The 22409-nt window shown below is 64.1% G+C and carries 18 protein-coding genes and 1 pseudogene; 11 read left to right on the top strand and 8 right to left on the bottom strand.

The annotated features are described in order from the left end of the window. Positions 1–139: 139 nt before the first annotated feature. From GS429_RS14590 to GS429_RS14565, 6 genes are all read right to left on the bottom strand, one after another. Positions 140–1453: a DUF7125 family protein gene (locus GS429_RS14590; RefSeq protein WP_160066091.1), complete on the bottom strand. Its 1314-nt coding sequence runs from the start codon at positions 1451–1453 to the stop codon at positions 140–142. Between the two features lie 223 nt (positions 1454–1676). After that, a complete protein-coding gene (locus tag GS429_RS14585; protein ID WP_160066090.1) occupies positions 1677–3392 on the bottom strand; it encodes a secretion system protein in 1716 nt (571 codons plus the stop codon). Between the two features lie 7 nt (positions 3393–3399). Then, positions 3400–5328 (bottom strand): type II/IV secretion system ATPase subunit, encoded by a 1929-nt coding sequence (locus GS429_RS14580; RefSeq protein WP_160066089.1) that lies wholly within the window; start codon positions 5326–5328, stop codon positions 3400–3402. A gap of 31 nt (positions 5329–5359) precedes the next feature. Then, positions 5360–5824 carry a DUF7311 family protein gene (locus GS429_RS14575; protein ID WP_328821409.1) on the bottom strand — a complete coding sequence of 155 codons (465 nt, stop codon included), beginning with the start codon at positions 5822–5824 and terminating at the stop codon, positions 5360–5362. Further along, entirely contained in the window at positions 5821–6648 is an 828-nt protein-coding gene (locus GS429_RS14570) for a DUF7310 family coiled-coil domain-containing protein (RefSeq protein WP_160066088.1), read from the bottom strand. The genes GS429_RS14575 and GS429_RS14570 overlap by 4 nt, the downstream gene beginning before the upstream one ends. Positions 6649–6680: 32 nt before the next feature. Further along, complete coding sequence (locus GS429_RS14565; RefSeq protein ID WP_328821408.1) at positions 6681–7793, bottom strand: ATP-binding protein; 1113 nt, start codon at positions 7791–7793, stop codon at positions 6681–6683. 76 nt (positions 7794–7869) lie between these two features. On the opposite strand from GS429_RS14565, the gene GS429_RS14560 reads away from it, so the two are divergent. The 5 genes and pseudogenes from GS429_RS14560 to GS429_RS14545 all read left to right on the top strand — a co-directional run bounded on the left by GS429_RS14560 (position 7870) and on the right by GS429_RS14545 (position 13264). After that, a complete protein-coding gene (locus GS429_RS14560; protein ID WP_160066087.1) occupies positions 7870–8403 on the top strand; it encodes a DUF7382 domain-containing protein in 534 nt (177 codons plus the stop codon). A 10-nt stretch (positions 8404–8413) separates the two neighbouring features. Continuing rightward, positions 8414–9094: pseudogene (locus GS429_RS22690) on the top strand (M26 family metallopeptidase); the annotation flags it as partial. Positions 9095–9430: 336 nt separating this feature from the next. Continuing rightward, positions 9431–10696 carry a CARDB domain-containing protein gene (locus GS429_RS22210; protein WP_235920817.1) on the top strand — a complete coding sequence of 422 codons (1266 nt, stop codon included), beginning with the start codon at positions 9431–9433 and terminating at the stop codon, positions 10694–10696. A gap of 41 nt (positions 10697–10737) precedes the next feature. Beyond that, positions 10738–12021: a DUF8167 domain-containing protein gene (locus GS429_RS14550; RefSeq protein ID WP_160066085.1), complete on the top strand. Its 1284-nt coding sequence runs from the start codon at positions 10738–10740 to the stop codon at positions 12019–12021. 1 nt (position 12022) lies between these two features. Further along, positions 12023–13264 carry a DUF8167 domain-containing protein gene (locus GS429_RS14545; RefSeq protein ID WP_201294026.1) on the top strand — a complete coding sequence of 414 codons (1242 nt, stop codon included), beginning with the start codon at positions 12023–12025 and terminating at the stop codon, positions 13262–13264. On the opposite strand, the gene GS429_RS14540 is transcribed toward GS429_RS14545, so the two are convergent. After that, on the bottom strand, positions 13209–14141 hold the full coding sequence (locus GS429_RS14540; RefSeq protein WP_160066084.1) for a phosphatase PAP2 family protein: 933 nt from the start codon (positions 14139–14141) through the stop codon (positions 13209–13211). The two genes, GS429_RS14545 and GS429_RS14540, sit on opposite strands and share 56 nt — an antisense overlap. Positions 14142–14243: 102 nt before the next feature. Between GS429_RS14540 and GS429_RS14535 the strand changes: the two genes are divergently transcribed. The 6 genes from GS429_RS14535 (at position 14244) to GS429_RS14510 (ending at position 19908) form a co-directional block, all read left to right on the top strand. Next, the gene (locus GS429_RS14535) at positions 14244–15194 is read left to right on the top strand and encodes an aminopeptidase (protein ID WP_160066083.1); all 951 of its coding nucleotides are present in this window, start codon (positions 14244–14246) and stop codon (positions 15192–15194) included. A 33-nt stretch (positions 15195–15227) separates the two neighbouring features. Further along, positions 15228–16205: a DUF7351 domain-containing protein gene (locus tag GS429_RS14530; RefSeq protein WP_235920816.1), complete on the top strand. Its 978-nt coding sequence runs from the start codon at positions 15228–15230 to the stop codon at positions 16203–16205. Between the two features lie 64 nt (positions 16206–16269). Beyond that, a complete protein-coding gene (locus GS429_RS14525) occupies positions 16270–17328 on the top strand; it encodes a M23 family metallopeptidase (protein ID WP_160066082.1) in 1059 nt (352 codons plus the stop codon). A 144-nt stretch (positions 17329–17472) separates the two neighbouring features. After that, entirely contained in the window at positions 17473–18132 is a 660-nt protein-coding gene (locus GS429_RS14520; protein ID WP_160066081.1) for an HVO_0476 family zinc finger protein, read from the top strand. A gap of 130 nt (positions 18133–18262) precedes the next feature. Further along, positions 18263–18928 (top strand): protein-L-isoaspartate(D-aspartate) O-methyltransferase, encoded by a 666-nt coding sequence (locus GS429_RS14515; RefSeq protein ID WP_160066080.1) that lies wholly within the window; start codon positions 18263–18265, stop codon positions 18926–18928. A gap of 230 nt (positions 18929–19158) precedes the next feature. After that, entirely contained in the window at positions 19159–19908 is a 750-nt protein-coding gene (locus GS429_RS14510; RefSeq protein WP_160066079.1) for a protein-L-isoaspartate O-methyltransferase family protein, read from the top strand. Positions 19909–20292: 384 nt separating this feature from the next. Here GS429_RS14510 and GS429_RS14505 read toward each other — a convergent pair whose 3' ends face one another. Further along, positions 20293–22407, bottom strand: a complete 2115-nt coding sequence (locus GS429_RS14505) for a bacterio-opsin activator domain-containing protein (protein ID WP_160066078.1) — start codon at positions 22405–22407, stop codon at positions 20293–20295. Positions 22408–22409: the final 2 nt, after the last annotated feature.

The following is a 22409-nucleotide window of genomic DNA, read 5'->3' as shown; positions in this document are numbered from 1 at the left end:
CATTTCCGATGGACCGCAGGACGGCTTGCGGTCCCACCGGTACATCGGTACAGCAAACCGTATGAGTCCGATTTCTCGGGCACTGACCTTCGTCCAGCCGATACATCGATTCGCCACTCCCGTTTTTGTTGCCCCCAGGTTATCGTCCGTTCGCCCGATCGTCGTCCTCGCTCGCCACGATCTGCATTGGCCCTTCCTCGTCGAACACGAGTTCGATCGACTCCGTAAACGCGCAGTCGGGCCGGAATTTCGGGACGGACAGGTAGTGGTCGACGCCCGCTCCGTCCCCCGATTCGACCGTCCGGACGTCGAAGACGGCGTCTGTCGCGTGGATCGTCGCCGCTCGGTTTGCGGGCCGATCAGGGCCGCACAGACCGTGTAACAGAGCGATGCTGTTTGTCTCGACCATTCGGTCTTTGAGCTCGTTCAGGAACGAGACGTACGCGCTCCGGTCCCGTCGTTCCAGTCCGTTCACCGGATCGATGATGAGCGTCGCCCCCTCCGGTAACTTGTCGATAATCTCCGCGGCATCCGCAAGCACGGTCGTCCCGCTGACCTGCCGGATCGTCGGGTTCCCCGTCTCGACGGATGCGATCTCGAGCGCTCGCCGAACGTTGGCTGCGGAGCGCTGGGTCGAGAGATACAGCGTCCCGCGGGGCGCAGTCGTCTCGTAGAGCAGTTGTTCCGTCTGGCTGGCCGGCTCGGCGGTCAGCGCGACGACGGAGCCGGGCGCGAGTCCCCCGCCCAGCCGCCGATCGAGGGGGCCGATACCCGTCGCTAACAGGTCGTCGTCGTACGCCGGCGGCGTCCGGTTCGTCGCGTTTCGCGTCTGCAGGACCTCGACGATCTCCTCGTAGGCCGACGTGGTGGCGTCGTCGGTCAACGGCGACTCGGATTCGGCCTCCGGTATCAGGCCCAGTACCGGCACGTCGACCCACGACTCGACGGTCGACGGGACCGTCTCGCAGCCGTTGAGGACCGTGCCGAGCACTCGCACGCCGAGGCGGCGCGCCATCTCGACCGTCGTCTCGGCTGCGGTGAGGCTTCGATCACCGTCCGTCGTGACGACGATCACTCCGTCGGCTGCCGAGAGCGGCTCGACGACGTCCGGCCCCGCGCCGGAGGGACAGTCCACGAGCGTCTGTATCGCCCCTGTCTCGAGCGAGCCGAGGACCGCCTCGTAATCGAGTTTCTCGGCGGGCCCCGGCGCGGGCACGATGCCGGCGTCCGGCGTTCGCGGACTCGTCTGTGCGATCGATCGGATGCCGTTCTCGTCGGACAGCGCCGCGAGCGTCGGTTCGCGGTCGACGCCCCCGGAAACGTGTGCGTTCGGTAGCTGGCGATCCGCGTCGATCGCAACGGCTGGCGTTCCCGTTCTGGCGAACGCTTCTGCGAGTCCGAGCGTCGTTACCGTCTTTCCGCAGCCGCCTTTCGCACCGGCGATAGCGAGCATACCGGGTCTGGCGCGGCATCCTTTTTGAACCTATAGTAGCTACTGGAAGTCAGTGCACTTCCGATCGGACGAAAGCTGTGCGATTAGTGTGTAAACAGTTCCAGTTGTTACTATAGTCGCGGCCACCGTCGGCGGGCCGTCCGGACGGCTGGCGTCGCTGCGGCGTTCGGTCCGGAACGCGTCTCGAGCGCCCTGTTCACTCGAGTTCGCTCGTGCTTCGCCTTCAGAGTGCCATCTCGATGACGGTGACGGAAACGCCGTACAGGACCGTCGACGAGACGAGCGCACGGCCGATATGGTAGCCGAAGAGGGCTCGATCCACCCCGTACCGAAGGGCGATCGAGAGCGGAACCAGGACGAAACACAGTGTCACGAGGTAGACGCCGACGACGATGCCGAGCGATTCGGCGGGGAACGCGGCCGCATCGACGTCCGCCGTGTTGACCATGTCTTCGCTCGACATCATCGCGGCCATCGCGACCGTCGCGCCGGCCACCAGCGGCCCGAAGTACGCCGCCGTGTTGTCGAGCGTTCCCGTCACCTGTTCTAAACTCCGTTTCGTTTTGGCCTCAACCTCGTCGAGTTCCTCCAGGTGATCGGCCATCGAAACGATCGCTCGACCCGCCGGTTTGCCTTCGTCGGCGGCGATCGCGAGCAGGGCGGCCGTCCCGCGGGCTCGAGGGCTCGGGACGTCCCTGAGTGCGCCGTACTCGCCGAGAAACGCGGCTTCGACGCCCGCGTGAAGCCGTCGTTGGACGCCGGCCGCGTGCTCGAAAACCTCGCCCGTCTCGGCGGGGACCCGTTCGGCCGCGAGTTCGACCGCCGATTCGACGGATTCGCCCTCGGCGACCTGCCGACCGACGATGTAGAGCGCGTCGGTGAGGTGTTCCTCGATGTCGCGGACGTAGTTCCGCACTTTGAGGATCGGTTGGAAGACCGCGAGCAAGCCGACGCCGAGACCGAGCCCGAGTCCGATGACCGGGGCCAGATGGGCGGGACCGATTGTCGTCGTGATCGCGTACCCGCACAGGCCCGCAAGCACACCCCACAGTCCACGAAGCCGGAGCCGATCCGGGACGTCCGAATGATCGTGGCTGACTTTCGGCGGCGGGAACGCGACGGGACGTCGAACCAGCAACCAGAGGCTCGCAGCGACGAGTCCGGCGGGGAGGACGACGTTGTACAGCAGGACGATAATCCAGATGTTGACCGAGAAGCCGACCATCGGCACGGCGGGGACGAGCGCGATCAGCGCCAGCGGGATCATGATCCCGAAGGCGAACAGCGCGGTCGTCGGCGCTCGGATGGACGCGGTAAAGTCCGCCATCTGATTTCTGGTGCCGTTGAGCACGGCCGAGAGCGCCCGATCGAGCGTTCGCGCCCGTTCGCCGTCCGGGGCATCTTGGGCCGTCGCGAGCAGGTGTGACGACCGGCGCAACGCGGGGAACCACTCGGACCACTCCTCCGCGAATGACAGCAGCCCCGTGTCCGCAGTCCCCATCGAGCGATCGATGTGAGCGTTGAGGCTGGTCGCCAGCGGCCCTCGCCCGGTGTCGGCGGCAAACCGGACGGCGCTCTCGAGCGCCGGCTGGACCTGCATCCGTAATACGGCGCGGCCGATGAGATTCGGCGTGTCGCCGAGCGCCTCGGTTCGGCGAAGCGCCGCCTGGAGATGCGGCAGCGAGTGAATTGCGTGAATCGCTGCGACGGGCGTCACCAGCACGAAAAACAGAACGAACGCGAGCGGTGCCGAAGTAAGCAACAACGGTAACGGAAGCAGCGCGCCGACGATCCCTGCTCCGTAGCCCGCTCGAATAACCGTCTCGTCGTCGTGTGGCGAGTCGATAAACGAAAGCGAGTCGGCGAGGTCGCCGCTCCCGTCGACGTCGTAGGGGTAGAGGACCGCCAAATTTCGAATGAGCGTCGCCGGTAGCGTCATCCAGCGATCACTCTCTCCCCCGATCGGCGTACGCCGCGACTACTTCCCGCGGACTCGTCCGTCCGTCGGCGGCAAGCCTCGAGAGCAGTTCCCTACGCTCCGAAATCGACTGCCGGACCGATGCGTACTCCTCGGCCGGCCCGGTGAGTCGATCGACGATCCGGCTCTCTCCGCGGTCGATCCGTCCGGTCGAAACGGTGTGGCCGTCGTCGTCGAGGTCGTACAGCGGCTCGAACCAGATGTCCTCGCCGCTGGTAATGACCTCCTCGATTCTGGCAACGCGGCGGTCGCGGCCGCTCGACGTTCGGTACGCCTGGACGGTGACGACGAGGTCCGTCGCACCGAACGACGACGGCTCGACGTCGAGATCGGAGACGACACGCTCGTAGACTTCATCGGCCCCGTCGCCGTGAATCGTCCCGAGCACGGCGTTGGCATTCGCACCGACCCGCATCGCCTCGTAGAGGACCCGCGCTTCGTCGCCTCGAATCTCCCCGACGACGAGAGCTCCGTCGCCGAGCCGGAGCGCCGTCTTGAGGGCTTCGTCCGGCGAAATCTCGGGACCGTCGCCGGTTCCGGTCCGGAGCGCCTGCACGTCCCGGCTGACCGACTGCAGCGGGTCGACCGGGAGTTCGGGGGTGTCCTCGATCAGGACGGTCCGCGTATCCGGCGTCAGTTCGTACAGAAGGGTACCGAGGAGCGTCGTCTTCCCCGATCCGCGCGTTCCGGCGATCAGTCCGGCCGCGTTGCGTTCGATGGCGACCGAGAGAAACGCCGCGACCTCGGCCGGCATCGTACCGTTCGCGACGAGACCCGGAAGGGTAAACCGGTCGTCGGCCTCTTCGCGAAACGCGAACGCGACACCGTCCGCGACCGGATCAGTGACGCCTGCGACGCGGATGCCCGTTCCGTTCTCGAGGGTCGCCATCGCGTCGACCGTCGGATTTGCTCGAGAGAACGCTCTGCCGCTGGTTCGGCGGACCCGCGACGCCAACGCCCGCGCCCCGTCGGTCGTCAGGTGGACGTTCGTCGTCATCGACTCCCCGTCGACGACGACCCGGATCGGGTTCCGTGAGACCGGCGACGTTACGTAGACGTCCGTCACCCGTTCGTCGGCGAACAGGTCCTCGAGGACGCCGTAGCCACTGGTATGCTTCGAGAGCACCCTGGTCAGCAACGGATCCGCCGGCTCGTCGGTCGCGTACTCGATCGCATGCGAGGCCGCGCGGTCGCCCTCGACGGTCCCCTCCGCGATGGCCTCGTAGCCTTCGATGAGGCGGTTTCGTTCCGCGTCGGAGAGGTTCCCGTCGACAGCGTCGAGTGCGTACAACGGAACGTCGTCGGGCCGCTCGTAGATACGCGCCTCGCTGCCGGTATCGAGCGTTTCGACGTCCCGAAGCCGAGACCGGTCGTCGATCCGTCGATCCGCGAAAGAGTGTCCGATGGTGAGCCCGACGGTCGGCGTCAGAACCGATTCGTAGCTGTCGATCCCGGCCGCCGCAGTCGCGAGTCCGGATTCGACGCCGATGTCCGCGACCGGTCCGACCCGCGTCTCGAGTTCCGCAGCGACCTCGAGCGGATTGTGCGCGGCGGCCTCGGCGAGGGGTTCGTCGCGCTCGCCGAGCAGTTCGACGAATCGACCGGCCGCGCCGAGGAGCTCGACGCCCCGATCGTCGTACCGTCGTTCGATTCCGTTCGATCGGCTGCGGATGTCCGACACCTCGCGGTCGGTGAGCGCGTGGATGACGGTGTACCGACACGCGGACGCAGTCGCGAGTTCGCCATCGCAGTCGCTCGTGTCGATCACTACCAGGTCGTCTTCGGCGGAAAGACTGCACGTACATGCCTGCGCCGAGTCGCTATCGCCGAGCAGACGACCGAACCCGAGACCCTCGAGGACCGGGCGAAGGGCGTTTGCGATTCCATCCTGTGCCATGGCGGCACTGGCCGCGCGTTCCGATTTAAATTCAGACATGGCGTGCGATGAGTCTCGGCTCGCCGTGTTCGTCCTCGAGCAGGACGAGTGCGAGGCGTTGGTCTCCGGACCCGCCCATTTCGGTCGTCTCGTTTCCGTCGGGATCGTTCCAGACGATTCTTTCGTCGATGACCGCTTCTCGAGTCGCGCCGTCCTCGAGGACGTACCTCGCGTGCGTGTAGCTCCCGTTTTCGTGCGGAACCAGTTCGAAATGGTCCACCCCTGCAGTCGTCAGCGTACTCCGCGGGAGCGATACCGTGACGATTCGCTGCGGGTCGGGATGGCCGTCGGGAGTCACCTCCTCGGTTTCGATCAGCGCTGTCGCTTCGTCGTCGATCGACGAGAGGCTCGTGTCGACCTGGCGCTCAGTGTTTACCGTCGCTCCCCGGTCGATGGCGGGTACCGCGAGTACGATAAGTGCGACCGTCAGCAACGCTGCGAGTACGTACCGAATCACGGGAGTCTGGTTCGAAGTGACGCGAGCAGCGTACCCGAGTCGTCGTCAGCGTCGGTCGACGGGTCCTGATCGTTCGATTCTCCGTTATCGGTTGGCTGACGGTCAGCAACTGCGTCGTCCGAACCGGCCACTCGTCGTTCGATCGCCCGCTGGATGGTCAGTCCACCGGATGCAGCTTCGTCTGCGTTGCTGGCTTCGGTGGTGTCACTGACATCGGCGTTCGTACCGTCTCCGGTATCGGCTACTGTGCCGCAGTCGACTTCTGCTCGTCCTCCATGGCCCGGTGGATCGAGAAGCGCTTCGGCGGTCGCTTCGATGTCTCCGGGCTCTTCGAACGGGGTGTCGGCCCCGGCCGTCGTCGCCACGGGTCCCGTCGAATCGTTCGTACTCGTCCCTGACGCGTGGCCCGATCCGTCGGTCTGATCGCCGACACCAGTGCTGTTGGCTGCCGATATTTCCATCTCCGTACGGGCGCTAGTGGCGTCGCCGACCACTCGTCCGTCCGCCACCGGTCCCTTCGCGAGTGACCGCTCGAGTTCGTCGATCCGATTCTCGAGTCGATCGACGGCGGCGATGGCCGCGTCGGCCTGGCGCTCGACGCCTTCGTTGACGGTCTCGACGTTTCCGACGAGGCCGCCGATCGCATCGACGGTTCCCGCCAACTCTGCGAGCCGCCGCTCGTGTTCGTCGAGCCTATCCTCGAGGTGCTCGACGTCCTCGGCGAGCGTCGCGAGATCGGCGAGCCGGTCGAGTTCGGCGTCGCCGTCGACGACCGCACGCTCGACTGCGGCGAGTCGCTGGTCGATCCGCTCGATATCGCTCATATCGTCGTTGGCCGCCCTATTGTATTTAAACGTCAGCCGCGATCGGAACCGTTCGAATCGCGGAGGGCGGTCGCGTCGTCGGGTTTGTCGTCCACAATGACGTCGCTTGCCCGCGGACTGTCACCGCCGTGTGGCGTGTCGCGGGGACGGACCTGCGCCGAGTGGATCGTTTCCGTCGCGTCGTCGATGATGAGGACCTCTCCGGGGTCGTCCGGCAACCGGTCTGCATCCGACAGCGAGACGTTCATGTACGTCGGCTGGGCGTCCTGTAGTGCGTCGAGATCCGCCTGGGAGGTCAGCCGGTGGGAGAGCAGGACGTCCGACTGAGAGATACCGACCGACGGGACGGCACTCGGCCGTTGGGTCGCCGAGACGAGGCTCACACCGGGCGCGCGTCCGCGAGTCAGGATGGTCCGAAGAGCCGGCTCCGCCACGCCGTCGAAAAACGTGTGGGCCTCGTCGAGGAGTAACCACGGGAGCCGATCGATCGCGTCGGTCACGCGTGCGCGGTACAGCGCTTCCGCGACGCCCCGACAGACGGCGTTCATCGGCGCCGACTCGAGCCCGGAGACGTCGATGATCGTCACCTCGGAACTGCCGAGATCGGTAGCGTCGAGGCCGTCGGGGTCGAAGACGGCCCACGCGTCGGCGAGCCGAAGGTGGTTGGCCGCCGCTCGCTTGTCGGCGACCGGCGCGTCGGTGGCCTCGATGTGATCTGCCATCGACTCGAGCGTCGACGTTTCCTGTGCGGCCTGCCAGACGAGCCCGCCCGGACCGCTCTCGGGCGAGAGACCGAGTAGTGCACACCACGAGCGGGGATCGAGCGCGGTCGGCGCGACGGTCGGTTTCTCGACGACCGTCGCGGGGACGCCCTCGCCCGGCGTCGACGCCGCGAGTGTATCGAAGACGCCCATCGGATCGATAATCACCGGCGTAACACCCCGCGCTCGAGCGAGTCCCTCCGCGAGCACGCCCATGGTGTAGGACTTTCCGTAGCCGCGCTTGCCGACGATCAACATCGCGTGTGGGCCGTCGAAGTCGAGGTGAAGCGTCGCTCCCTTGCTCCCGTCTCGAGCCCGGTAGGCTCCGAGGTGCCCGACGGGGCCGGCCTCGAGGTCGTCGCCGCGTCCGATTACGAAGCTCACGCCGAAACCGTGGCTCGGCTTCCGGTTTGAATCCCCGGTCTATCATTTAAGTAGGAAGGCGAGCCCAAGCGGGGACATGCTTCCGAACAGATTGCTGTCGGATGATGCCGACAGGTCTGATGGACTCGAACGATCGACGCGATTCCGATCGTCGTTCGCTCGAGACGATCGTGCAATCGAAGGACTCCCGATCCGACTCGTGATCGCGCTGGTCGTCGGTGTGGCGGCGCTCGCGTTGATGTTGAATATGCTCGGAACGATTGGATCTGTTGGCGATACTGAGGTAACTATTGACATTCCTGATTCGGATGATCAGATGATTGAAAAGGGATTCTCAGGCGACATTGAGGTTGAAGTCATCGATGAAAACGGCGGAACTGTTGAAGATGCGACTGTGATTGTCACAGCTGGTTCAGCACAACTATCTGAACCTGTTGATGCAGCGACTAATGACAATTCGAATATTGTAGAAATCACTTTTGACAGTGAGCCAGATCTCCGTGCTGATCAAGATATAGGGACATTGGAAATCGACGTGATTCCCCCGGCAGATAGTAATTATATTGACGAACAGCCAAATCCTGAAATTCGGGTTGCCGACACTACCTAATATAAAACCAATGCTTAAAATGAAGAACACAAGGCCGATTTGGATCACTCTGACGGTCGTATTAACGCTGACCATCATTTTTGCGGCCTCTGCCGCAGCTGATGAATCTACTCTTGACGGTATGGACGGAGATGGGTCAGAGGAGAACCCGTATGTGATCTCTGACTCTGAGGAGTTGCAGGCGATGAATGCGGACTATGATGCACACTACGTCCTTGGAACTGACATTGATGCGAGTGAGACTGAGACGTGGAACGCAGGTGCCGGTTTCGAGCCAATTGGAGGAGTGAATCGAGGATACGTCGCGTCAGATCCGTTTGCCGGATCATTGGATGGGCAAGGTCACACAATTGAGGGACTCTCGATTGATCGACCAAATGAAGGGTATATCGCACTTTTCAGTAGCCTTCAGGGTACTGTTGAGGATCTTTCCCTCGAGAATACAGAAGTTCGAGGCGAAAGTGCTGCGGCAGTAGTTGGCCGTTTAGAGGGGGGCTATGTTTCCTCTGTATACGCAGGTGGGACAGTTGAGGGTGACCGAGAAGCGGCAGGATTAGTCGCAAGCAGCGGTAGAGATGCTGGCGATACGTTGGATCGATCTGGTTCTACCGTCGATGTTACAGGAGGGCAGTATCATGCTGGAGGCCTGGTTGGTTTTGCTGGCGGTATTCAGATTACCAATTCGTACACAACGGGTGATGTTGCTGGTGATTCTGGGGAGACTGGCGGAATCTCTGGGAACTTGCTTAGGTTTTCTACGATTCGCAATTCATACGCGACCGGCGATGCTATAGATCAAGACGATGAAGGCTATCTCGGCGGTCTAACTGGACTGAATTCAGGTCCGGTTACCGATTCGTATTCTACAGGTGACGTTTCTGGAGGAGACTCAACAGACGGGCTCGCATGGGATGACGATGGTAGCGTGACTGATGGCTACTGGAACAGTCAACTAAGTAGTTATCCAGAGGGCGAGGGGACAGCATTGCGAACTAATGAAATGACGGGTTCGGATGCCAAAGCAAATATGGCGGGGTTGGACTTCGACAACTTCTGGACACTCACAGACGACTACCCAGTCCTCGAGTGGCAAGTCCAAGACGTTTCCATTTCCCTGGACGACTCGACAGTCGGCCAAGGCCAGCAGACAGCTGCCACCGTGACACTCTCCTTAGACGACGGCTCGACGGTCACCGCCTCTGAAGTCGCCGACTACGACGCTGGCGGTATCGCCGATATCGATACCGGTGTCGTCGACACTAGCGAGCAAGGCACAACCGAGATCACCGCAACGGTCGCCGGCGAGAGCGACAGTACCGAACTCGAGGTCGTCGAGCCGCCGAACATCGAACTCGAGGACGCCAACGTCGACGCCAGCGCCGTCGTCGAAGACGGCCCGCTGACTGCCACGGCCACCTACGAGAACGACGGCGGACCGGGCAGCGACACCGTCGAGCTAACCGCAGACGGCGAGGTCGTCGACACGCAGTCGGTCTCGCTCGAGGCCGACGATACGACCGACGTCGACTTCGAATGGACGCCCGACGGAGCCGTCGGCGATGAGTACGACGTCGCGGTCGACGGAACCGATCTCGGTTCGATCACCGTTGTCGAGCCCGGCACGGTTTCGCTCGAGAGTGTCTCGTTCCCCGAACAAGTCGGCTCCAGCGCTCCCTACGAGTTCACGGTCGACCTCGAGAACGCGGCCGACGAGACGGTGATCGACACGGTTGCGTACGAACTCGACGGCGACCGCACCACCACTGAACCCGTCGCCGTCGATCCCGACGGTTCGACGGCAGTCCTCTCCGACGAGACCGACGTCGATATCGGGCTCACCATCGCGCACGCGGTGACGGTCGACAGCGAGACCCTCGAGGGGACGAGCCACGTCACCGACCCACCCGAGTTCGACATTACTGCCGTCGAAACGCCCGACACCGTCGAACCCGACGAGGAGTTCGACCTCTCGGTGATGGTCGAGAACACCGGTGGCGTCGAGGGCACGCAGTCGGTCGTCGTCTCGGACGACGACGGGCGAGTTGTGACTGACGCCCTCACGCTCGAGGCCGGTGAAAGCGAATCGCTCTCGCTGTCGGTGAGCGAAACAGCGTCCGGCGAGTCCGAGTACACCGTCGAGACCGACACCGACGAGGCGTCCGCGTCGGTCGCGGTGTCGGAAGCGGACGCTGATTCAGATGATTCGGATAGCGTGTCCGGATTTGGCGCGGTCATCGCGGCTGCTTCCCTCGCGATTGCGGCGGCTCTCGGACCGCTTCGACGGCGGACGTAGAACCGGTTGGAACGGACTGCACGGAGAAATCCACGACACACATGAATTCGACACTTCCGATCGTTATTGCGCCGGTCGAGATTCTCACGGGCGTATCGATCGCGCTTCTGTTCGGTATCGCCGTCGCGGCATTCGTCGGTGCGATCAGTTTTGGGGCTGCGTATTTCGCGACCGAACGAATTCCGAGCATCGCCGGTGGACTACTCACTGTATTGCTCACCATCACTACGCTGTACGTGTCCGACATCGCCGACGCGAGTACGGTCCAGCCCGGACTCGTGCTCGGGCTTGGGTCCGTCGGCGTGCTCGGACTGTACGCGACGAGTCGGGGACGACAGCTCGCTGCCGATCTGCCGCGGGCCACCGCTGGCTCGGTTGAACGAACGCAACCGCTCGCGGCGGATGCAATCGACGCGGTCGACGCGATGGGGCAGGTAACGATTCGATCGAGCGGCGGCGTCCGCGAGTTCGACGGCTATCCGCCGCTCGGTCCGGGGCTCCGGAAAACGCTCGAGAACGGTGCCTGGCGACTCCCGGCGGACCTACCGCTTTCGGCGCTCGAGACGCGCCTCGGGGATCGGCTGCGAACGAGCTACGATCTCGAGGCGGTGTCGGTCGCCATCGACGGACGCGGCCGAGCGTCGATCACCGCGGCTCCGCCCGCAAGCGGCGTCGCAACGCAAGTTCCCGACGGGTGGCGCGCCGTTTCGACTCGAGCGCTACTCCCCGCGGGACTGGCACCGGGCGACGCCGTCCTCGTGAGTGGCGATTCGATGACCGTCTCCGGAACGGTGCTCAGTGCTACTGTGGACGCGTTCGCGGCCGACGGTGTTCGACCACCGACACCGGAATCCGCTTCCGACGGATTTCAGGGCGACGGCGGCACCAGCAGTGCGGATTCTGGACACAGCGCAGACGCCGTGGCGGTCGGTGGCGAGGGTTGCGTGACTGTCGCCGTTCCGACGACCGACGCGGAGACGCTCCTGGACGCTGATCGGGTTCGAGTCGTCGTCACCTCACGGGGGACGACCCGCGTCTTCGATGCGCTCTCGCTGCTCGAACGCAGCAAGGCGGTGATTCGGCGGATGACGCTGACCGAGTCGGTACTCGACGCGATACGCGGCGAGAGCGACCTTACGGCGTTCGCGGTCAGACGTCCCGGGGTGAGTGGTATCGACTCGACTCGCGGTCACGAGTGGCAGTTCGAGCCCGAACCGGACGCGCTCGCGATCGGGATGGAGGCGTTTGTCATCGGTGACGGTGCGATGGCGTTCGGGGACGGACCGAGCAACGGATCCAACCCCACTCTTGAGGTGAGTTACTGAGATGTTGAGTACGCTCGCGGCGATAGGGACGACGCTCGAGTGGACGCGAACGGCACTGCTGGGGATCCTCGGATACGGGCTCCTTGCTGGCGTCGGCGCGCTCGCACTGGCCTTCGCCTATCGCGCCTCGACCGTCCGCCAGCTGCCGGCCGGCCCGGCCGCCCTCGCCGGCCTCGCGTTGCCTACGGGCGCGCTCGCGATCGAGGCGGTTCGCCACGGCCGGGTGATCGCAGACTCGCCGTTGGGACACTATACGACGGGCAGCTACCTCCTCGGGATGATGGTCGTCGGTACCGCCGTTGCCGCCGTCGGCCACCGCCTCGGGGATCACCTCGCGTGCGGCGCCTACGGGATCACGCCGATCGATGCTCGCGGTCCCGTTGCGGATCTCGTCGAATCGGCGGGACTGAGCGCGACGGTACCCCTGCCCGATTCGATCGACGACGCGGAAGGCTACCCGCCCGTTGACGAGGCCGTCAAACGAGAGCTCGAGAGTCGTGAACTTCGATTCCCGGGCGGTCTCTCGATCTCGGAACGCCGTACCAGACTGGACCGCCGCCTCGAGGCCGACTACGATGTCGGCTACGCTCGCGCTGAACTCGGCGAAGACGGCAGCGTGACTGCGCTCGCTCTCGGCGATCGCCGGACTGGTCTCAGTCCCACGCTTGGTCCCGATCGGGTTGCCGTCGCGGTCGCCGGTGACCGCTCGGCGCAGGCGAGTACCGGCGATCCGGTCACCGTTTGGACGGCCGACGGCGACTCGAGTCGCCTCGTCGCGACGGGGATACTTCGGTCGAGTGCTGGCTCGGTCACGACGCTGGTCGTCGACGCCGATGACGCGGACGCGTTCGAACCCGGGAGTCGATACCGGCTTACGATTCGACCCGAGACACCGAGCGGTGCCGACGGGCTCTGCGCGGCGATTCGAACTGCGGACGAGACGGTCGCGTCGATCACTGTCGAGGACGGAGGCTCACTCGAGGGCGAGTTCGCCGGCTGGGTTCCCGGAACCGTCCTCGTCATCGACCGTGCCGGCGAGGTGATCCCCTTGCCGGCGGAGAACGAACCGTTAGCGGCCGGTGACACGATCTACGTCTTCGGGACGCCCGGTGATCTCGAGACTTTCGAGACGCTAGATGTGGGCGGTGGTTCACCGGGCGCGGACGACGGGGTCGATGCGGAGATGGCTACTCGTCGTCCGCAGTCGCCAGGATCTGCTGCTGATCGATCGTCCGACCGCTGAACGGGAGCCGGGTCTGTAGCCACTCGACCGGCGGCCAATCGTTCATCTGCTCGGCGACGATCGGAACGACGAGGACGGCGGCGGTCACGGCCGCATAGCCGACGATCTCGATACCGGCGAGAAGCGCGTGATTCGGCCAGAAGGCGGACACGGCGCGAAGCGCGAGAATCACCGGGAGACAGAGATAGGCCAACAGCAAGATTGCGGCTCCGCGCGGCTTCGCCGATCGAGATTTAACGTACTGCCAGGCGACGGCCGCGCCGAGTGCTGCACCGATCGTTAGCGTGGTGAACTCCCGCGAACCGAGGGCGAACGCGACGATCGCGATGGCACCTGCAGTAGCGAAGATGGCAGCAGGTGTGGCGGTCTCACCGTAGACGACGAGTCCGACGAAGAGCAGTCCGATGCCGACGCCGACCACGACGTCACCGACGAAGTGAACGCCGATAACGACCCGTGACACTGCGATGACGGTAATGATCATTGCGGCGACGACGTACCGCTGCAACCGCGTTCCGGTGTCGGCGACGGCTGCGAGCGCAGCGTAGAACGCTGCTGCCCCCATCGCGTGTGCGCTCGGGAAACTGTATCCGCCGTAGTCGCCTGCCAGTTCGGGACGCGGTCGGAGAAAGATCCCTTTCATCCCGGCGCTGATCGCGAGTGCACCGAGTCCGATCGCGATCACGAGCGCCCGTTGCTCGCGACGGGATTCGGCACCGAACCAGTACAGCAACGTCGCGAAGACGATCAGCACTGCTCCATCTCCGAGGTGCGTGACGTACTCGAAGAACGTAATTACGGCGGGAGGGAGGCCCTCTCTGATCGCCTCGTTCGTCGATTCGTCGAAGAAAATATCGTTGACCGTCGACGTGGTCATCGTCCCTGTAGAGAGATGGCTGCCGACACTAAAACGGTACCGCAGTCGTTTTCGGAACGAGCAATAGCAACAACTTTCGGGCTCTCACCCACACACTCCCGTATGTCCGAGCTTCGAGCTGCTGCCGAAACGGCCGTTCGTCAGTGTCTGGCCCTCGAGGAGGCCGAGTCCTGTGCGATCGTCACTGACGACAAGCGGGAGCCCATCGGCGATGTGCTGTACGAGGTCGCCAGCGAGATCACCGACGATGCGGTCATCGTCCGTTACCCGCCCGGTGCGACCCACGGGAGCGAGCCGCCCGCACCCGTCGCAGCGGCGATGGCCGGTGCGGACGTCGTCCTCGCGCCGACGACGAAGAGCCTGAGTCACACGCGGGCCCGCACCGAGGCCAACGAGGCCGGGGCTCGGGTCGCGACGCTGCCGGGGATTACCGAGGACGTCTTCACCGCGGGGCTTGACGCCGATTACGAGTCGATCGCGGCCCACTGCGAGGACGTCGTCGAACAGGTCGCCGGTGCCGACGAGGTTCGGGTCACAACCCCTGCCGGGACGGACATCACGTTCGGCATCGGCGACCGGGAGTGGCTCTCGGACACCGGGATCGTCCACGACGCCGGTGTCATGTCCAACCTGCCGGCCGGCGAGGTGTTCGTTAGCCCCGAAACCGCGACGGGCACCTTCGTCGTCGACGGCACGATGCGTCCCCACGGGCTACTCGAGGACGGTCACGAACTCACGTTCGAGGTCGAAGACGGGTTCGTCACGCAGATCTCGGACGAGGAGATCCGCGAGACGGTCGAAGGCGCGGCCGAGGAGGTCGGCGACGCGGCGTACAACCTCTCCGAACTGGGAATCGGGACGAACGTGGCCGTCACCGAACTCGTCGGCTCCGTGTTGCTGGACGAAAAAGCGGGCGGGACGGTCCACATCGCCATCGGAGACAACGCCGGAATCGGCGGGGAGACGGAAGCGCCAATCCACCTCGACGGGATTCTGCGGGAGCCGACGGTGTCTGCGGACGGGACGGAAGTGAAACTTCCGCGAGCGGAGTGAGCAACGCGAGCCGCGCGAGCCGTAAACACGGAAATGGACGAGACTGACGATACCCGCGAAGTAGCCCGGAGCGACTCGGTCGAGGCTGAGTGCGAGACCGGAGATGCAAATATCGACCCCGCCGACGCCTTCGCCGCGCTCGGCAATTCGACTCGCGTCGAGATTCTGCAGGCGTTTCTCGAGCGGTATCTGGCGAACCCGGAGGAGACGACCGTGCAGTTCTCCACGCTTCGGAAGGCGACCGGGATCAGGGATTCCGGGCAGTTTCGCTACCACCTCGAGCAGCTTCGAGGGATGTTCGTCGAGAAGTGCGAGGATGGCTATCGACTGACCTACGCCGGCTCGAACGTCATCAACGCGATCATCGCCGGCACCTATACCGGCCGGAAGCGACTCGGACCGGTCACCCTCGACAGCACCTGCAGCCGCTGTGGAACGGGTGCTCGCGCGAGCTACCGGGACGGCGTCCTCGAGGTCGCGTGCGAGAACGATCACCTGCTGTTCTTCTGGACGGTCCCGCCGAACGCGGCCGCCAGCGGCTCGATCGAGGAACTGGTCGAACTGACGACGACGCTCGCCTTCCAGTCGTACGAACTGGTGGCCGGCGGAACCTGCTCGGCGTGTTACTCCGCGGTCGAGCCGGGGATCCGTCTCGTCGAAACCGACGGGGCCGAACGGTCGGCCCGATTCAGCGCCTACTGTGACTCCTGTGCCGCCAGTTGGGACGCACCGGCCGGCTTTGTCCTGCTCACACATCCCGAAATCGAGTCGTTGTACTATCGACGAGGGCGCCCGATCAGTACCCGGTACTGGTGGGAACTCGAGGTCGTCGATCGGGTCGACCAGGTCACGGTGCTCGAGGAGGGGCCGCTCCGCGTTCGGCTGTCGGTTTCGATCGACGACGTACGGGTTCGGGCGACGATCGACGAGTCGGCTCGCGTCGTTGATCTCGATCTCGATCCCGACCTCGAGTCCCGGTCGGAGACGGACCGCTCCCAGTCGCAGACGTAACAGATTGACTATAGAAATCTTCTTCGCCAAACCTTGATCCCCCTGTACCCGCATTCGAGTCAGTATGACAGTTCACCATCCGATCGATCCGGACGTGGAACCCGAACCAGGTCGGCTGGCCGCGATTCGAAGCTCGTTTCCCGATCCGATGTACGTCTTCTTGCTCGGCTTTCTCTCGATTCCCGGCTACCTGTTCGAGCGCTTCGCCTCGCTCCAGCTCTTCGCGCTGTTCTTCCTCGCCGGGCTGTGGCCGCTCGTCGTCGGTCTCGCCACCACGCTGTTCGGAATGGTGACGGGCAACGGGACGGACGAGACCGACACGCCGGAGCCGACGGACTGGATCGATATGGGCGATCGGGCGACCAACGCCCGCGCGCTCGCGTCGATGTTGCTCCTGCAATTCCAGCCGATTCTCCTGCTAACGGGGATCTTACAGATGGTCGGTCACATCCCGATCCTCGCACGCCACCGCGGACGACTCCCCTCGCCGGCGACCTACGAGAGCGACGTCGACTACCGACTTCCGCTCGAGGGGTCCTGGACCGTCGTCAACGGTAGTCCGGATCGCGAGTACTCCCACTCGTGGGGGATACTCACCCAACGGTACGCCTACGACTTCGTCATCACCGACGACGACGGGCGAACTCACGAGGGCGAGCGCAGCCTGCCCGAAGACTACTACTGCTTCGGCGAACCGATCCTCGCACCCGCGGACGGCGTCGTCGTGAGCGTTCGGAACGACCACCGCGACTATCACCGAACCGACGGCCGAATGGACCCCTTCCAGCGGAGCATTCTGGGCAACAACGTGATACTCAGACACGCCGACGACGAGTACAGTGTGCTGGCTCATCTCGAGCGAGGCAGCGTCGCCGTCGACCCGGGCGACCGAGTCGAACGCGGCCAGCGGATCGCCCGCTGTGGCAACTCCGGAAACACGACGGAACCCCACCTTCACTTCCACGTTCAGGATCACCCGAACTTCTTCCTCGGGGCGGGGCTGCCGATCCGATTTGCAGACGTCGGCACCGACCATCCGCGGACTGAGACGGAATCCCACGACGCGGCGTACGTGCACGCAGGACAGCGAGTGAGGCCGGTCAACGGTACTGTTGCCGAGTAGGCCACGACCGGCCCACCGTGTCAATTCTCCTCTCCGGCTCCCGCTCACGACGCTCCGCTCGGTGCGGACCGCTCGAGGACGGTTCCGTTCGATCTCGGGACCAAGTTCAATCGGCTTTTAGGCACGTAGCGTCTAGACCGCGTTATGAACGATATTCCGGACCGGGTCCCAACGCCCTGTCCGTCCTGTTCGTCGGACCTCGAGACGGTCCACGAAGTCCTGACGGTGACGGAAGGCGGCGGGACCGTAACGGTTCGTTGTAGCGAGTGCAGCCACGTCCACAAGATTCAACCGGAACGAGAGCGCGAGGTAACCCTCGACGTCGTCGTCTCACAGGAAGGCGAGTCGTTCACGGCGAACGTGACGACGCCGGAAGGCGAGACCATCGAGACCGGCGACGAGTTCATTCTCGAGACGGACGAGGTCCTGTCGACGGTTCGGGTTACGAGCCTCGAACTCGACGGCCAGAAGCGCAGAGAAGCGGCCGACGTCGACGATATCGAAACCGTCTGGACCCGCGAGGTCGACAACGTCGCGGTCAACGTCACCGTCCACCCGCAAGACGGCTCGCGAAACGACAGCCGGAGCATCACGGTTCACGTTCCCGGCGACTACGAGTTCGAGGTCGGTTCGACCGAGGAGTTCGGCGACGACGAGTTCGAAATCGACGCCTTCGTCGTGCGCAAGGACGCCTCCGGCTACCGTCGGGACCGCTATGAAGAACCCGGCGATACGGTCCTCGCGAAGGACACGAAACGCGTCTACGCCTACGACGAGCAGTCCAGCGCCTGGTCGGCCTGGTAGTCGACTCGGTTCCGATTCGACGGATTCTCGAGGGAGCGTCCGGCGCTCTAATTTTGAACGGTCGTTCGCGTTTGCAGGGCATTCACATGGTGCCCCACAGCCTATTGTCAGCGAGCGAATAGACTCGAGCATGTTCGATCGATTCACCTCTGATTCCGACGGCGCTACCGACGACGACTACGAGTCCGCTCGCAAGCGAATGGTCCAGACCGTCGCTTCACGGGTTGCCGACGATCGGGTGCTCGAGGCGCTCGCGTCCGTCCCGCGCCACGCTTTCGTCCCGCCGGACCGTCGAAACAGCGCCTACGCGGACCGGCCACTGCCGATCGGTGACGGCCAGACGATCAGCGCGCCGCACATGGTCGCAATCATAGCCGACAAACTCGACGTAGCGCCCGGTGACGACGTCCTCGAGATCGGCACCGGGTGCGGGTATCACGCCGCAGTCACGGCCGAAATGGTCGGCTCGGAGCACGTCTACAGCGTCGAGTACAGCGACGAACTCGCCGCCGAAGCTCGCGATCAACTCACACGGGCGGGGTACGACGAGGTGTCGATCCGAATCGGCGACGGTCGCGACGGCTGGTCCGAGTACGCACCGTACGACGCGGCCTACTTCACGTGTGCCACACCCGAGTTTCCTGATCCGGTCGTCGACCAGCTCCGGCCCGGCGGCCGACTGCTCGCACCCATCGGCTCCGGCTTCCAGACGCTCGTCGAAGCCACGAAACGCGAGGACGGAACGCTCGAGCGCGAGGAACACGGCGGGGTTCGGTTCGTCGAGATGCGCGGCTAGCTCGGAGACGGGAGACCAACGATCGGAGACCGGAGACCGAAGGCCGGAGACTGGCGGACACGACCGGGAACTGATCAGTCGGCACTCGAGACACGGGACTCGCCGTAGTATATACGAGTCCCCCATCGACGCATCGACCCAGCGTAACCCGCAGATAGCAGTCGAATTCGCGACCCCAGACCGGGTGGCGCAAGCGCGTCATTGATAACCACCGCAGCGATATCTCGACTATGGACCCCGCGGTACTGCGAGAAGATATGGTCGACGGCCTCGAGTCCGCCGCCAAGGACGTCCTACAGGACGAGACCGTCGCCGTCGCGATGCGGGACGTTCCCCGACACGAATTCTTCGAGGACGACCGATCCGCCTACGCCGATCGCGATCACGACGCCCTCGGCACGCGCGTGCTCGCCCCGAGTACGGTCGCTCGCTTGCTGCAGGCGCTGTCGCTCGAGGGCGACGAAGCGGTGCTGATCGTCGGTGCCGGCGTCGGGTATACGGCCGCCGTAGTCGCGGAAGTCGTCGGCGAAACGAACGTCCACGCCGTCGATATCTCCCGACCGCTCGTCGTCGAAGCCCGACAAAACCTCGCTCGAGCGGGGTACGAGGGCGTGCTCGTCGACCGGCGTGACGGCGCGAACGGGCTGCCCGAGTACGCGCCGTTCGACCGCATCCTGCTCGAGGCCGCCGCCGTCGATCCCCCGCGGGCGCTGCTCGATCAACTGACTCAGCGCGGTCGACTCGTCTTTCCCTGCGGAACCCAGCAACAGCGACTCGAGGCGGTCAACGCCGACGGCGAGCGAACGGAGTTCGACGCCGTCACGTTCGATCCGCTGCTGGTCGAGGGAGAACAGTCGGGTGCCGTCGAACGCAACCGGATGACCCGCGAGGATCGCGAACACGCGATGCGCCGCGCCGAATCGCGACGCGGCTGGGAACAGGACTGGATCGAGTGGGAGGAGTCGGTCGGCTCACGGTAACCCTGTCGTGTCCAGTAGCCGCGTCTCTGCCCGATCTCGATCGGGAGAGCTCTCGCTCACGGTGTAACACCGGCGAAAAGTGGGGGGTGGGGGATTGGGGGTGGCGACAGACTAACGCAGATCGCCATCTATGGGTACGGACTGATGGGGGTTAACTATGGTTTCTAATCAATTAGTGGCTGGTTGGCAGCAGTACTAATTATTTAGAAAATCACCGAAACGCGGATTCACACTCCAATAGCTACTCCACACTCGATGGTACAGCAGTCGACTCGAGGTAACGAAAAGCGGGAGTCGGATCGAAGAGACCGACGGAGTATCGCGGATCGCCAAGCATCGAGACGACTCATCGGTTGGGAAGGGAGCAATCTCCGGCTCGGCCCACTACTTCCTGGACTGTCCGTCGAACGCGAGCGTCACGAGCTTTCGCTCGGCTGCGCGCAAGTGATAATGGTAGGTCGGTGACGAGATGTCGAGCGCGTCCGCCAGATCCTCGCCCGTGCTCTCTCGTGGCCATTCGAAGAATCCGCTGTAATGTGCCGCCTGTAACGCCGCGAACTGCTTGCTGGTGAGTCGCTCCTCGAGGTGCGTATCGAGCTGTCGGGCCGACCGCGCACTGGTCGTTTCGCGCCGTGCCTCGAGTTCCGTCTCGGGATACCTCTCCCTGATCGCCTCGATTAACGACCGGGTCTCGACCCGCTGGGGCACCTCGAGGACGAGCGTCGACATCCCGTCTTGAGCCGTCGCGGTCCGCAACTGAACGTCGTAGGTCCGCAGGATATCCAAAAATGGTGACGAGGTTACCGTCACCTCGAACAGGATTTCGTCTTCGCCCTCGGAAACGACCGACAGCGTCTCGATCGACGCCCACTGGTCGAACGAGGCGAGGTCCGCCGTCGTCGGGGCGCTGACGAACATGACGACCTCATCGTCCCGGTCGATCACGCCCTCGATTGTGACCGCTCCGTCCACCCGATCGGCGAGCCGATTGAGCAGGAGTCGAGAGTCTTGACACGCGAGTTCGAGTTCGAGACGGCTGTCCGTCAACATCGCCCGCGTGCGTTCGACCGATCGGATCGCGTGGCCGATCGTCTCGCCGAGTTCGCCGAGTACCGCTCGCTCGCTGTCGCCGATCGAATCGGCTCCCGGTACGTGGACGAGCAAGACGCCGTATCGACGATCGTCGTCGGCGAGGGGGACGGCGAGGACGGTCTGATAGCCGTAGGTCAACGCCTCCTTTCGCCGGCGATCCCAGCCGTCGGCCTCGAGAACGTTCTGTACGACCTGCACGCGTTCGGTTTCGACCGTCTCCCTGACCAGTTCGATCTCGGGAGCGCGGTTTCCGTCCGCTCGAATCTGATCGATAAACGCCGCGTCGACGCCCGCCCAGGACGTCGGCTCCGGTGGGTCGTCGTCGCTCGCAGCGATCCAGGCGAAACAGTAGCGCTCGGTTTCGGCCAATCGCTCACACACCGTCGTCTCGATCTCCGTCCGCGTCGATGCCTGTGCGACGCCGTGGTTGATCTCGCGAACGATTTCGTTGGTGTGGTTCAGTCGTGTCAACTCCTCGTTTTGCTGGGTGAGCGTTCGGTCGTGCTCTCGAAGCAGTTGCTCGCGTTCAGCACGGTCGAGTGCCGCCTCCGTGTTCGCCGCCAGGATGTGTAGCAACTCGCTCATCGTCTCGTCGAAACCGTCGATGTCCTCCGTCCCTGCGACTAACACGCCGTGAGTGCCGAGCGGAACGATCAACTCGCTCCGACTCGGCGTTTTGCCGGCCGGTGTCTCGGACTCGCGTGTCACATCTTCGTAGTAGCTACTCTCGCCCTCCGAAAACACGTCCCAGACGAGTCCCTCGCCGTGCTCGAACTGCATCTCCGGATCGGCGAACTCCCGTGACTCTCGGGTCGATGCCGCGTGTTCGAGGATGCCCGCCGTCGGTTCGAACGTGTACGCTGCGGCGACGGAGACGTCGAGAATTTCGCCCGCCGTTTCGACCGCCGACTGGTAAATTTCGCGCTTCGTGCCCGCACGCATCAGATCTCGCGTCGTCTCGTGGAGGGTCGTCAACGTCCGCTCGTAGCGGCGCTCGCTCTCGCGCAGTTCCGTCTCGGTCCGGTACTGGGAAACTGCGTTCGTAATCTGGTTTGCAAGCAGCGCGTACTGCTCTTTCCCGGCCTCCTTCTGGAGATACTGGGTTACGCCCGCAGCGATTGCCTCGCTGGCGATCTCTTCGGACCCTCGTCCGGTAAAGAGGATAAACGGTAGATCCGGATCTACGTCGCGGACTCGCTCGAGCAGTTCGAGGCCGGTCATCGTCGGCATCTCGTAATCGCTTACGATACAGTCGATCTGGCGATTCTCGAGCGCCTCGAGAGCCTCCTCGGCCTTCGTTGCTGACTCGGCGACGATCGAGTCGCGTTCGCGCTCGAGCATCTCGCCGGCGAGGTTGGCAAACCCCGGTTCGTTATCCACGATGAGGACGGTGATCGGTTTCGTCATTG

This window comes from Natronorubrum halalkaliphilum (assembly GCF_009834785.1).
GTDB lineage: Archaea > Halobacteriota > Halobacteria > Halobacteriales > Natrialbaceae > Natronorubrum > Natronorubrum halalkaliphilum.
Note: the sequence above shows the minus strand (reverse complement) of the source record. Positions and strands in the feature narration are given on the sequence as shown.